A 13,610-nucleotide genomic window follows, 5' to 3' on the forward strand; every position below is an offset into this window, starting at 1 on the left:
TCGCGCTCACGGCGGGGGGTCAGACCGGCCCCCCGCCGTGGGCGTCCAGCTCGAAGACCATGCTGACCACGCACGGGTCGCCGCTGGCGGTGGGCCGGGCGCCCAGCCCGGCCGCGAACGCCACCACCCGGCGGTTCTCGGCGACGACGTGGGCCATGACCCGCGCGTAACCCGCCGTCGTGGCCGAGGCCAGCAGCAGCTCGCAGACGGCCCGACCGATGCCGCGTCCCTGCCAGGCGTCGGCCACCAGCAGGCCCAGCTCGGCGGTGCGGGGCGATCGGGTGAACGCCAGCCCGCACAGCCCCACCATCTGGCCTTCGGGTTCGTGCACGGCCAGGTAGAGGCCCTGCGCTCGGTCGGTCATGTGGTCGAGCATGGACGCGGTCGGCTGCCGGAGGCCGCAGTGGTAGCGGTGGTACCGGGTGGTGTCCGAACACCGCAGGTGCAGGTCGCCGATCTGATCGCGGTCGGTCGCGGCGGTCGGCCTGGCGACCACCACGGCCCCGTCCACCGGAATCCGCGTGAGGGGCGTCCGGCGGAGCGCCGCCCGTAGCGGCTCCGCCTCGTCCGGCGGGGTTCGCGGGGTGGGGATCTGGCTGAGCGCCGCTTGCCGCAGCTCGGTCATCGTGTCTCCGTACTGTGGAATGCCCGCGTCGGGACCAGGCGGACGGCGGCGCCCTGGCAGAGCCCCGATCGCACGCCGTCGATGGAGATGAGGAGGTCGCCGCGCACAGTCGGGTACGGGTCGGCGGCGACCGCCGCGACGAAGAGCTCGCATTCGAGCATTCGGCTGTCCGGGGTCGCCTCGCCCCGGAACCTGGCCTTCATGGGCCGTTCGGGCACGATGTCGAACTCCCAGCCCGCCCGGCCGGCGGTGTGGCCGAGCGCGGCGAGGTAGAACGACATCGCCTGGAGTCCGAACTGCACCATCAGGCTGCCGGGCATGCAGGGGTCGTTGAGGAAGTGCGCGTCGAAGTACCAGTCGCCGGGCGAGATCGGGAGGGTGGCGCGGAGGTAGCCGCGCCCCGGATCGAACTCGGGCACGTCCCGGAGCATGCGCAGGCGTGCGTCGGGCGGCAGCGGCAGGTCGAGGGCCGCGATGTCCGCCGCGCCGAACGCGCGGGACGCGCCGGGCTCGCCGCCGGGCTCCGGCGTCCAGTCGAGGCCGGTCTTCGCGGTGCCGCCGGTGCGCGCGAAGACGCCCGCCCGGCCGTCGCGCACGCTCATCCGCAGCTCGTCGCCGACGTAGGACCGGCTGCTGAACGCGACCAGGACCGTGCCGTCGTGCTCGACGTGCTCCCCGACCCGGGTCTCGTGCCGCAGCGTCTCCCCCGCGCTCGGGCGCGGGCCGTGGAAGACGACCTCCGCGTCGAGCAGCCGCGCCGACCGGTCGCCGGTCCCGGGATCGAAGCCCAGCCAGCTCAGCAGGGGCAGCGCGATCTGCGCGGTCTCGGCCATGAGCCCGGCGGGCATCCGCCCGCCGGAGTCGAGAAACCAGCTGTCCGGCCGGACGTCGGTCTCCGAATGGATCGTTCCACGCCCTCGGGACATCGGGACCGCGTGCACCTCGGTCACCCTGTCGAGCACGAGCATGGGACCTCGGGGCAGCCGGACCCGGTGGCGCAGACCGTCCAGGTGGGAGTGCTCGGGACCGAAGGCCGCCGACACCCGGCCCTCAGCCAGCTCGTCCAGCCCCGACCGGTCCAGCACCGGGCCCGGCCGGGGCAGCACCGGCGGCAGCGCGGGCGGCGGCACCATCACCTGCCGCGACAGCGCCCGCGCCAGGACGGCGGCGTCGACCTCGATCCCGGCGGCGGCCAGTTCCGCGACCGTGCGCCAGAGGCCCTCGACGCCGCGTCCCGGCTCGTCCATCGCGACCGCGAGATGGTCGCGGCCGTCCAGAATCCGGTCGATGAAGGTGGTGCACTGGCGGCGAGGGCCCATCTCGACGAAGACCCGCACCCCGTCTCCGTAGGCCCGCTCGATCAGCGCGGGAAAGTCGATCGTGTGCAGGTGCAGGCCGGTCATCGCCTCGGCGACGCGTTCCGGCGTCACCGCGTAGGGCCGTCCGGTCACGCCGCTGTAGAAGCGCGTCCCCGTCACGGGGCGCACGGGACCCGTGAAGCCCCGCCGCACCCGGTCGGCGACCCCGGCGAGGTCCGGCACGTGCGCCGCGAGCTCGTAGTCGAGCGGCAGCGCGAACTCGCCGAAGACCGCACCGACCCGGGCGGCCGCCGCGGCCTCTCCCCCGATCACGAACAGGCCGGGAGCGCTGACCACCAGCAGATGGACGGCGGGCTCGGCGGCCAGCGCCGCCTCGACCCGCGCCCGGTCCGTGTGCACCAGGAAGCTCGCCCACCGGTCGCCCTCGACCCCGGCCGCGCGCCAGGCCGCGCGGACCGCGCGGAACTCCCCGGCCATCTCGGTCCGGTACAGGCTTCCCGCGCACAGGCCGGCCATGAGCCGTCCGGGTTCCCGCCAGACGTTCAGGGCGAGCAGCGCCACGGTCTCGCCGAAGGAGTAGCCGATCGCGGCGGCGGGCCGCAGCCCGAGCAGCGTCCGTGCGATCGCGGTGTGCAGAGAGCCGAGCCGGGCGCACTCCAGGAGCCGTCCTAGCACCCCGGGTTCTCCTCCGTCGCCCACGGCCGTGCCGGTGAGGCCCGGCAGCACCGCGGCGAGTTCCCGGCCCATGCCGTCGTAGGAGGCCGCCCCGTTGGTGTAGACGAAGGCGACCTCACCGGTGACCGGTGCCTCCCGGAAGGCCACCCCTCGGGGCCGCGGCCCGCCGTCGCGCAGCCAGGCCGCCGCCCGCGCGGCATCGCCGGAATCGGCGATCGCCAGCCGGGCCGGGCCGGTATCGGACTCGCGGCGCGCCTCCAGGGCGGCCAGCACCCCGGCGCGGTCGGCGCCGGAGAAGATCCGAAGGCTCATGAGGGCCTCAGCACCAGCTCCAGGTCGCGCAGGTCCGCGAACGGCTCACCGTCGCCGGTGGTCAGGGCGACCTGGCACCGGACGTGGTCGCCGCGCACCGGTTCGGCGCTGACCGTGCAGCCGAGCGGGCCGCCTGCCGGGCCGGTGCGATGGACGCGGAACTCCCCCAGCGCCATCGGCAGGGTCGCGCCGCCGAGCAGGCCCTCGGCCCACACGACCGCGAGCTGCAGCGCACCGTCGATCGCCGCCGGATCGGTCTGCCAGTCCCCGGCCCGCCAGCCGAGGGCGCCGAGGCCGGTGACCGAGCCGCGAGCGCCGCTCATCGAGACGCCCTCGATCCGGTCCAGCGACCGGAACAGGGGGCCGTGGAACAGGGTGTCGCCGTCGTAGATCTCGTCCCTCGGGGAGAGTGCGAGGTTCTCCGGTGGGCGCGGCGGGTCCAGCGGCCCGGGGTCGGGCTCGACCAGCGCGCGGTAGTGCGGGTGCTCGCCCTCTCCGCGCAGTTCCGCTACGAGCCCGCCCCTGGCCCCCGACAGGGTGAAGGTGTGTCCTTCTCCGGCGAGGTCGGGCAGCGGGGCGCCGCGCAGCACCCGGACGTCGCGGAGCGCGACCCGGTCGGCGTCGGGATGCCAGGCGCGCGCCGCGCCGGTGAGCCACTCCAGCGCCTGCGTCATCGGCAGGACCGGGGTGCCCGCGATCACATGGTCGGCGAGCTGCGGATGGCTGCGCGCGGTCACCGTCACCTGTGCCCGGATCGGCTCGTCCGGGCGGCCGAGCGCCTCGGCGGGACGGGACGTCCCGTCGGCGGCGCTGATCACCGCGCGGGCGCTCCGGCCGGAGGTGACCTCCGCGACGAAGGCCCGCGCGCCCTCGGCCCGCGGCAGCAGCGGCACGCCCGCGCGGGTGAAGTGAGCGGCCAGGGCCGGTGTGACCATGCCGCCGTCCCAGGGTCCCCAGGCGATCGAGCCGACCTGGCAGCCGGGACGCCGCGCCGCCTCCGCCGACGCCACCTGGGCGAGCACCTCGTTGGCCATCGCGTAGTCGCCCTGGCCCCGGTTGCCGAACGTCCCCGCGACGGAGGAGAAGACGCACAGGGTCGTCAGCGGGTCCTTGGAGGTGGCTCCGAGCAGCGCGGACAGGCCCACGGCCTTGGTGTCGAAGACCGCGCCGAACTGGGCGTCGGTCTTGTCCGCCAGGGAGCGGTCGGCGAGCCGGCCGGCGGCGTGCACCACGGCGGTGATCGGGCCCCATTCGGCCCGCACCTCGTCCAGAGCCATGGACAGCGCCCCGGCGTCGGTGGCGTCCACGGACAGGTAGCGGGCGGGCGACCCCGCCGCCGCGAGCGCCGCGAGGGTGGCGCGGATCTCGCGGACCGCCGTGATCTGGCGGACCCGCGCGGCCAGCTTCGCCGGGGGCGGCGGCTCGTCCGCGCGCCTGGCCAGCTCACGGGTGAGGGTCTGCTCGTCGGCGTCGCCGGGCAGACCGTCCGGCTCGTCGGTCAGTTCGGTCCTGCCGAGCAGGACGAGCCGGGGACGGCGCCGCCGGGCCAGTTCGATCAGGGCCGCGGCGGTGACGCCCCGTCCGCCGCCGGTGACGACCACCACCGAGTCGGGTCCGATCCCGCTCTCGCCGGTGGGCGCGGGCGCCGGGACGGACCTGGGACGCGGCGTCGACCGGGTGCCGTCGGCAGGCAGCCCGACGTCCAGCAGCGGGCCGCCCCGCAGCAGCTCCGCCGCGATGGCCTCGGCCAGCTCGCCGGGCGTGCGGTCCGCCCTGGCGCAGTCGACGGCCTTGACCGCCGCCCGCGGCCACTCCTTGGCGGCCGTCCTGGCCAGGGCCGCGAGCCCGCCGACCCAGGCCCGCTCGCCCGCACCGGCCAGCCCGAAGTCACCACCGGTGTCCTGGACGGTGACGAACAGGCCGCCCGTGGTGCCCAGCTCGGGCGCGAGCCGCCGCGCCAGCCGGAACGCCGTGCGCTGCTGCCGGAACCCGTCCGCCGGTTCGGTGATCCGGGCCATCCCGCCGAGCAGCACGACGCCCTCGGCGTCGTCGGGCACCTCCTCGCAGAAGGCGATGGGCGTCGCCGACACGCCCTGGGCGCGCAGGCACTCGGCCAGCCGGCCGGCCAGCCCCGCGCCCTCGTCCACGACGAGCACCCGAGTGTCCATCAGGCCGCACATCGCCAGCCCGGTGGACGGCGCCGGGACCGCCACCAGCTCCTGCCGGACGACACGGCCGGTGACCGGGGTTCCCGCGGCGCGGTCAGACCGCGCCGCCAGGGATTTTCCCGGCACCACCGCCGTCCGGAGCCGGTCGATGATCTGTTGCGGGGTCCGCAGCGAGCCCAGCTCGGACGCGGGGACGTCCAGCTCGCCCAGCTTCCCCTTGAGCCCGGAGAAGATCTCGACCCGCTTGATCGAGTCGATCCCCAGGTCGGCCTCCAGCTCCATGTCCGGGTCCAGCATCTCCAGCGGATAGCCCGTCCGGTCGGCCACCACCTCCATCAGCGCGGCCGCCAGGTCGGGGCCGTCCTGAACGGGCGGGGCGGGCGGTTCCGGTGGCGCTTGAGGCGCCGGTGCCCGGACGGCCGGTGGCGCCGCCACGACCGCCGGGGCGAGCGCCGCCGTGGCGGGCGGCCGCGGGGCCGGGACGAGCGGCGCGAGCTCGGTCTCGTCGCCCAGCGCCTGCTGGGAGAAGTGCAGGAAGGCCAGATGGGCGTCCGTCATCAGGCGCTGGTAGTCGGCGTGCGCGTCGCTGGCGCGGCGCAGGATCTCATCCCGGGCGTTCATCGGTTCTCCTTCGGTGGCTTCCAGGTCCGGGACCGCTTCCCCGAGCTCGGGGACGGGGTCCGGTGGGATGATCCGGGCCGGTGCGGGCGACGGCGTCGCGGTGGTCACCGGATAGGGCCTGTCGTGGTTGCCGCCGTCGATCCCGACCGACAGCCGGGGCGGCGGGGCGGCGGGACGTTCCGGTCCGTACGGCCGCCAGTGCGCCGCCCAGTCGAGGCCGAATCCGTGCACGGCCAGCCGCCCGAGCCCCTGGTAGAGGGCGTGCATGCCGTTCTGCCCGGCGCGGTCGAGCGAGACCGCCAGATGGGGGCGGTCCGCCAGGACCCGCCGGACCAGTCCGGTCAGCGGGCCGGACGCGCCGACCTCGACGAAGGTCCGGACGCCCGCCGCGTACATCGCCTCGATCTGCTCGGCGAACAGCACGGGCGCGGCCAGATGGCCGCCGATCCGCGCACGGATGGCGTCCGGGCCCGCCGGATAGCGACCCGCGTCCGCGTTGCCGTAGACGTCGAGCGCGGGCGCGCCGACCTCGACCGTGCCGAGGAACTCGGTGAACGGCGCGCAGGCCGCGGAGACCAGCGGGCTGTGGAACGCGGCCGCGGCGCGCAGCCGGGTGGCCGGCACCCGGCGGCGCGCGAAGCGGGCGGCCATCGACTCCAGCGCCTCCAGCGAACCGGACAGGACGGTCTGCTCGGGCGCGTTGCTGTTGGCGATCCACACCTCCGGCACGCCGCTCGCGGCCAGTTCGGCCTCGGTCTCCGCGCGGGAGAGGGCGACCGCGAGCATCCCGCCCGGACGGGCGGCGGCGTCCCGCATCAGCTCGCCTCGTCGGCGGGCGATCCGCATGAGGGTGCCCGCGTCATAGGCTCCGGCGACGTGCAGGGCGACCAGCTCGCCGAAGCTGTGCCCGGCCACGCAGTCGGGAGTCAGGCCGAGTTCGGCGAGCACCGCGTACAGCGACAGGCTGTGCGCGGCGAGCGCGGGCTGGGCCCATTCGGTGGCGGTGACGCGGTCGCGCTGGACGGCCCGCTCCTCGGACGTGAACGCGGGCGGCGGGAACACGACCCGGTGCAGGGGTTCGCCGTCGAACTCCAGCGTGCCGAGCTCGTCCCAGACCCGGCGCGCGGCGGGCAGCTCGACCGCAACGGGCGCGCCCATGCCCGGGTACTGCGCGCCTTGGCCGGGGAACAGGAAGGCGACCTTGCCCCGGTCCGGTTCGCCGGTGACGTAGTGCACGCCCGGCCCGTCCAGGGAACCGAGCCGCTCGCGCAGGGCCTCCAGATCGTCCGCGACCACGGCCAGCCGGTGTGCGGCCGACGGGTCGAAGCCCTCCTGGGCCGCCCGGGCCAGCGCCACCAGGTCGGTCGCCCCGGCGGCCTCCCGCATGCGGTCGCGCAACCCGTCCTGCGACCCGGCGCTCAGCAGCACCAGCTCGGCGGGCGAGGCCCTGATCCGGGACGGGCGCCGTCCCCACTCGCCCGCGTACTCCTCGAGCGTCACGTGGTAGTTGCTGCCGCCGAACCCGAAGCTCGACACCGCGGCCCGGCGCGGGTGGGAGGCGCCGTGGAACCAGGGCCGGGTCTCGGTGTTGAGGTAGAGCGGGCTGGTCTCGACGGCCAGCTCGGCGTTGGGCCGGTCCACCTTGATCGTGGCGGGCAGCACCCCGTGGTGCAGCGCGAGGACCGCCTTCAGCAGGCCCGCCGCCCCCGCCGCGCCCTTGGCATGGCCGATCTGCGACTTGATCGATCCGAGCGCGCACCACCGGCCGGGGGTCTCCTCGGCGGCGAACACCGACCGCAGCGCGGAGAACTCAGCCTTGTCACCGGCCCTGGTGCCGGTGCCGTGCGCCTCGACCAGCCCGACGGTCTCCGGTCCGTACCCGGCGAACTCGTAGGCGCGGCGCAGCGCCCGCTGCTGGCCCTCGGGGAGGGGCGCGTAGATGGCGTTGCTCCGGCCGTCCGAGGACGTGCCGAGCCCGGTGATCACCGAGTAGATCTGGTCGCCGTCCCGTTCGGCGTCGTCCAGCCGCTTCAGCGCGAACATCACCACGCCCTCGCCGAGGATCGTCCCGTCGGCGTCGTCGGAGAAGGGGCGGCAGTCGCCGGTGCGCGACAGCGCCGGGGTCTTGCTGAAGCACAGGTGCATCAGCTCGTCGCAGACGGTGTCGACGCCGCCCGTCAGGATCAGGTCCGCGCGGCCGACGGACAGCTCGTCGATCGCGGTCGACAGGGCGGCCAGCGAACTCGCGCACGCGGCGTCCGTGGTGTGGTTGGTCCCGTGCAGGTCGAACCGGTTGGCGATCCGTCCGGCGGTGACGTTCGGCAGCAGCCCGGGAAAGGTCGCCTCCTGCCACGGGACGAACGTGCCGGCGATGCTCCGGCAGATCTCCTCCGCCCGCGGCTCCGGGACGCCCGCGGCGCGCAGCCCGGCCAGCCAGTGCGGGCGCGCGGTCCGCGCCGCCATGTGCGCGGCCAGCGGCAGGTAGCCGGTCGAGCCGATGATCACACCGGTCCGGTCGCGGTCGAGCGCGCCCGCGTCGTCCAGCACCTGGTCGGCGACCAGCAGGGCGAGCAGCTGCGCGGAGTCGGTCGACTGCATCGTGCTCGGCGGTATGCCGTAACGCAGCGGGTCGAAATCGACCCGGGGCAGGAATCCGCCGCGCTTGGCGTACGTCCGGTCGGGAGCGCGCGGATCGGGGTCGTAGTAGTCGCCGACCAGCCAGCGGTCGCCGGGGACCTCGCGGATCTGGTCGGCACCGGCGAGGATCATCCGCCAGCACGCGTCCACGCCGGTGGCTCCGGGCAGGATCGCGCCGAGCGCCACGACGGCGACCGGCCGGGGTCCGGGCCTCCCGGTCACTGGAAGGGCCCCTGGTCGAGGGGGCGGGGCTCGAACGCGAACGCCGCGTGCGGGACGGCGACGCCATGGGTGCGCAGCTGCTGGGCCCGGGTGATCACCGCGGCGCCCTCGAGCAGGTTGCGGGCGATCTGCACGACCGACCGTCCGGCGGGTTCGGCCAGGAAGGTCCCCCGGGCCCAGTCGTTGAACGCCCCCATCGCCGGACCGCACCAGATCTGGTAGTCCGTGCGGCGGGCGCTGTCGCTCCGCACCGCCCAGCGGCTCGACATCCCGAGATACCAGCGGAACACCAGCGCCATCTGGTGCCGCGGGTCCCGCTCGGCCCTGGCGACCTGCTCGGGGTCGCGCTCCAGCCAGAACGCCCTGGACCGGGCCCACACGTCGGCGTAGGACGCCTTGAGCTGGGTGCGTTCGATCTTGGCGCGGGTCCGCTCCGGCACCTCGTCCCAGGACCCGTGGGCGGAGTAGACCTGGTGCAGCTGGGCCGCCCTGAAGGCGAACATGGTGCCCCGGCGCAGCACCTGCAGGCGCACGCCGAGCTCGAACATGTCGGCCGCCGGGGCCATCACCACGTCGGCCATCCCCGCCTCGCTCAGCATGGCCTTGCCGTCCTCGGACATGCCGGACTCGACGCTCGCCTGGTTGACCGAGCCGGTGACCACGTACGCCGCGCCCAGCGCGAAGGCGGCGGCGACCGCGCCCGGCGTGCCGAGCCCGCCCGCCGCGCCGACCCGGATCGGCCGGTCGTACCCGTGGTCCTCGGCCAGTCTGGCCCGGAGCGCCAGGATGATCGGCATCACGACGGTGAGCGCGCGGTTGTCGGTGTGCCCGCCGCTGTCGGCCTCGACCGTGATGTCCTCGGCCACCGGCACCGACGCGGCGAGCTCGGCCTCGGCCTCGGTGAGGTGACCGCGTTCGACCAGGGCACGGACCAGCGGCGCGGGCGCGGGCCGCATGAACTGCTCGGCCACCTCGGGCCTGGACACCTTGGCGAACAACCGCGTTCGGCGCCGCACCCGGCCGCTCGCGTCCCGGGTCAGCCCGTGCGCCGCCAGCCGGACGACCGCGGGCGTGAGCTCCATGAACGCCGACGCGGACACGGCGGGCACCCCGGCCGCAAGCAGCAGCGCGGCGACGGCGTCCTCGGTGGCGGGCTCCGCCGGGGAGTGGATGAGGTTCACGCCCCAGTTGACCCGGCCGGGCAGGGCCGCCTTCAGCTCGGCGACGGCCTGCTCCACCCGCGCCACGGGAAGCCCGCCCGCGCCGAAGAAGCCGAGCATGTCCGCCCGCGCCATCGCGATGACCATGGACGTCGTGGCGATGCCGCCCGCCATCTCGCCCGCGACATACGGGAACCGGACGCCGTGCGCCTCGTTGAAGGACCGGTCGCCCAGCCATTCGGGATACAGCGCGGGCAGCAGCCCGAGGAGCCGGTGCCCGTCAACGGAGCCGTCGGTGACGGTTCCGCCGACGCCGACCCCGACCCCGTGGCCGCTGCCGGCGGCCACCAGGTGCAGCGGCTCCCGGATCCGGGCCGCGCACGCGGTGATCTGGTCGCCGCGGAACACCGCGGGTCTGCCATCGGGAACCCACACCGCCGTCCGGGCCGGTGGCCGTGCGAGTACGTCCGTCCCCATCGCCTGTCCTTACTCCTGGAAGTCAGGAGTGAGGCTGTCACCAGGGCCCTGAAATGCCGCTGATCATCGCCTGACGAAACACTGATCGGGATCGTGCAAGTCCGACGACTGCGTGAGGATCGCCTGCACCCTGCTCTGGATGCCCGGTCCGGGCACGATGCCGAGCCGCTCGGCGAGCTGGTGCCGGAGCCGGTCGTAGACCGCCAGCGCCTGGGACTGCCTGCCGCTGCGGTACAGGGCCAGCATGAGCAGATCCTGTAGCGACTCCTCCAGCGGGTGGGCGGCGGCCAGCTCCTGGAGGTCCGGGATGAGCGCCGCGTGCTCGCCGCGTCCCAGCCGCAGCTCGTACAGGTGGGTGACGGCGAGCAATCGCAGGTCCATCAGCACCGAGGCCGAGGCGGCGCAGATCGGCCCCTCGGCCGCGTCGAGCAGCGCCGGTCCGCGCCACAGGCGCAGCCCGCGCTCCAGCGACGCGATCGCCTCCGCCGGGCCGCGCGAGGGTTCGTACGCCTGGCGGCGCAGCTCCTTGAACCGCAGGACGTCGACCTCGTCCGGGGCGACCGCGAGGGCGTATCCGCCGGGTCTGGCCGCGAGCCGGTCGCGTCCCGGGCCCTCCGGCTCCCAGGCGTCCAGGTACCTGCGCAGCCGGGAGACGTGCGCGTGCAGCGCGTTCTCCACCCGGGGCGGCGGCTCCTGCGGCCAGAGTTCCTCGACCAGCTCTTCGGTCCTGACCCCGTCACCGGCCCGCAGCACCAGAACGGCGAACAGCCGGCGCGGGATCGCGCTGAGCTTGTCGCTCCGGCCTTGCCCGCCAATGACCTCGACAGGCCCGAGCAGGCGTATTTCGAGCACGACATCTCCCAAACATCGATCGGGACATCACACCGAAGCAAGATCATATAAGCACCCAGGATGGACGGCGCCCCATTTTCAGCACCAACATTCCCCGCCAAACTCGACAAAGTTCCCATTTCACTTTTCATTTGGTGCCGATTATGTGTCCGAATAGAAAGACCTTCTGGGATGGCGCGTTCCCTAGCATTGTCGGCGGCAAGGAATCGGCAATAGGAGGAACGCATGCTCAACCTGGCGACCGTGCTGGAGGACAGCGCCCGCGAAGCACCGGACCAGGCGGCACTCGTCCTCGGCGAGACCCGTTACCCGTACTCGATGGTGAACGCGATCGCCTGCCAGATCGCCAATCTCCTGGTCTCGCGCGGCATCGGCAAGGGCGACAAAGTGGCCCTGGCATGCCCGAACGTGCCCTATTTCCCGTTCGTTTATTACGGAATCCTCAAGGCGGGCGCGACGGTCGTCCCGCTCAACGTCCTCTTCCAGCCCCGCGAGATCACCTACCACCTCGACGACAGCGACGCCAAGGCGCTGTTCTGCTTCGAAGGCACCCCCGAACTGCCGCTGGGCGAGCGCGGCAGGGCGGGATTCGACCAGGCGTCCACCGAGCACTTCATCGTGCTCCCCACCACACCGCTGGCCGTCGAGTCCGAGCACGGCGAGACGCTGTGGGCCGCGCTGGAGGGCACGCCCTCGGAGTTCTCCACCGTCCCCACCTCGGGCGACGACACGGCCGTCATCCTCTACACCAGCGGAACGACCGGCCGCCCCAAGGGCGCCGAGCTGACCCACCAGAACATGCTGCTCAACGCCCTCATCTCCGACGAGATGTTCCCCCGCTCCGGACAGGACGCCTACCTGGTCGCCCTCCCCCTCTTCCACTCCTTCGGGCAGACCACGATGCTGAACGCGGGCTTCCGGCGCGGGGCGACCCTCGTCCTGCTCCCGCGCTTCGAGCCCGGCACGGCGCTCGACCTCATGCGCCGCGAGAACGTCACGATGTTCGCCGGCGTCCCGACGATGTACCGGGCCATGCTGGCCGCCCTCCAGGGCGAGGTGCCCCGGTCGCTGCGGGCGGCGATCTCCGGCGGCGCGGCCGCGCCGGTCGACCTGCTCAAGGACTTCGAGGCCGCCTTCGGCCTGCCGATCAACGAGGGCTACGGCCTGTCGGAGACCGCACCGGTCGCCAGCTTCAACCAGCCCGGACGCCCCGGCAAGGCCGGCTCGATCGGCTGGCCGATCTGGGGCGTGGAAATGCGGCTCATCGACGACAAATGGAACGCCATCGAGGGCGAGGGCCCGGGCGAGATCGCCATTCGCGGCCACAATGTCATGAAAGGCTACTACAAGCGCCCCGAAGCCACCGAAGAAGCCATCCGCGACGGCTGGCTCCACACCGGTGACCTGGCCACCCGCGACAGCGACGGCTACTACTTCATCATCGACCGCGCCAAAGACGTCATCATTCGCGGCGGCTTCAACGTCTACCCCCGCGAGATCGAGGACGTCCTCATGACCCACCCCCAGATCTCCGTCGCCGCCGTCGTCGGCGTCCCGCACCCCTCCCACGGCGAAGAGATCAAGCTCTACGCCATCCGCACCCCCGACGCCACCCTCACCGAAACAGAACTGCTCACCTGGTGCAAAGAGAACTTCGCAGCCTACAAATACCCCCGCATCATCGAATTCCGCGAAAACCTCCCCATGACCGCCACCGGCAAAATCCTCAAACGCGAACTCCGCTGACCCACCCCCCAGACGCACCCAAGCTGACGCCCCACTGAGGGGATGCAGTCGGGATCATCGCGGCATTGTCCGGGGTGGACGTGTGGTGGGCGGCGCCTGGGTCTCGGGGCGGTTCAGGGGGTGGTGGCGTAGTGGGAGAGGAAGACGTCAACGCCGGAGGAGACCAGGTCGTCGAGTTCGCCGTCGGCGAACTGGTAGGTGACGCGGAAGGTGCGGATGAGCTGGGCGGCGCCGATGGTCATGGCGATGAGCTGGCGGACGGCGCGGCGGGGTTCGGGGACGTTCAGGACGCCGCGGTCGTGCAGTCGGGTGAAGGCCGCGATGAGGGCGTCGTCGTTGCGGGTGTTGATGAGGGCCCACATCTCCCCGAGCTGGGGGAAGCGGCAGACTTCGCCGATGACCAGGCGGCGGATGGTCATCATGTCTTCGCGCAGGGTGATGGCGAGCCAGGTGGCGGTGTAGTCGATGAGGGCGGCGCGCAGTTCGGGGGCGGCGATGTCGGCGATGGCGGGCGGCAGGGGGCACAGGTCGGTGTAGTTGTCGCGGAGGTAGCCGCCGATGACTGCGAGGAAGAGGCGTTCCTTGCTGCCGAAGTGGTTGTAGATGGTGGGTTTGGAGACCCCGGCCCGGGTGGCGATGGCGTCGACGGAGACCCCGGCGTAGCCGCGGGCGACGAATTCGGCGATGGCGGCTTGGGTGATCGCTTGGTGTTTGCGTTCGGAGGCGATCATGGTGGACGCGATGCGGGGGATGCCGAATTCGTCGAGGTCGCTGGCTGTTTCGGGCATCAGGTGGT

At 73.4% G+C, this 13,610-nt stretch carries 7 protein-coding genes; 1 reads left to right on the forward strand and 6 read right to left on the reverse strand.

Features of this window, described 5'->3' with window-relative positions:
• Positions 1–19: 19 nt before the first annotated feature.
• From ACQPY4_RS27020 to ACQPY4_RS27040, 5 genes are all read right to left on the reverse strand, one after another.
• The gene (locus tag ACQPY4_RS27020; protein WP_433325365.1) at positions 20–625 is read right to left on the reverse strand and encodes an N-acetyltransferase family protein; all 606 of its coding nucleotides are present in this window, start codon (positions 623–625) and stop codon (positions 20–22) included.
• Positions 622–2,931 carry a hypothetical protein gene (locus ACQPY4_RS27025; RefSeq protein WP_433325367.1) on the reverse strand — a complete coding sequence of 770 codons (2,310 nt, stop codon included), beginning with the start codon at positions 2,929–2,931 and terminating at the stop codon, positions 622–624. Before ACQPY4_RS27025 ends, ACQPY4_RS27020 begins: the two co-directional genes overlap by 4 nt.
• Entirely contained in the window at positions 2,928–8,579 is a 5,652-nt protein-coding gene (locus tag ACQPY4_RS27030; protein WP_433325369.1) for an SDR family oxidoreductase, read from the reverse strand. Before ACQPY4_RS27030 ends, ACQPY4_RS27025 begins: the two co-directional genes overlap by 4 nt.
• The gene (locus tag ACQPY4_RS27035) at positions 8,576–10,216 is read right to left on the reverse strand and encodes a PfaD family polyunsaturated fatty acid/polyketide biosynthesis protein (protein ID WP_433325371.1); all 1,641 of its coding nucleotides are present in this window, start codon (positions 10,214–10,216) and stop codon (positions 8,576–8,578) included. Before ACQPY4_RS27035 ends, ACQPY4_RS27030 begins: the two co-directional genes overlap by 4 nt.
• 63 nt (positions 10,217–10,279) lie before the next feature.
• On the reverse strand, positions 10,280–11,068 hold the full coding sequence (locus ACQPY4_RS27040) for an AfsR/SARP family transcriptional regulator (RefSeq protein WP_433325373.1): 789 nt from the start codon (positions 11,066–11,068) through the stop codon (positions 10,280–10,282).
• Between the two features lie 225 nt (positions 11,069–11,293).
• Here ACQPY4_RS27040 and ACQPY4_RS27045 point away from each other — a divergent pair, with 225 nt between their 5' ends.
• Positions 11,294–12,814: a long-chain-fatty-acid--CoA ligase gene (locus tag ACQPY4_RS27045; RefSeq protein WP_433325375.1), complete on the forward strand. Its 1,521-nt coding sequence runs from the start codon at positions 11,294–11,296 to the stop codon at positions 12,812–12,814.
• A 113-nt stretch (positions 12,815–12,927) separates the two neighbouring features.
• Here the strand turns inward: ACQPY4_RS27045 and ACQPY4_RS27050 are convergent, their stop codons facing one another.
• The gene (locus tag ACQPY4_RS27050) at positions 12,928–13,602 is read right to left on the reverse strand and encodes a TetR/AcrR family transcriptional regulator (RefSeq protein ID WP_433325377.1); all 675 of its coding nucleotides are present in this window, start codon (positions 13,600–13,602) and stop codon (positions 12,928–12,930) included.
• Positions 13,603–13,610 lie beyond the last annotated feature (8 nt).

Source organism: Spirillospora sp. CA-294931 (assembly GCF_050946795.1).
Classification (GTDB): Bacteria; Actinomycetota; Actinomycetes; order Streptosporangiales; family Streptosporangiaceae; genus Spirillospora.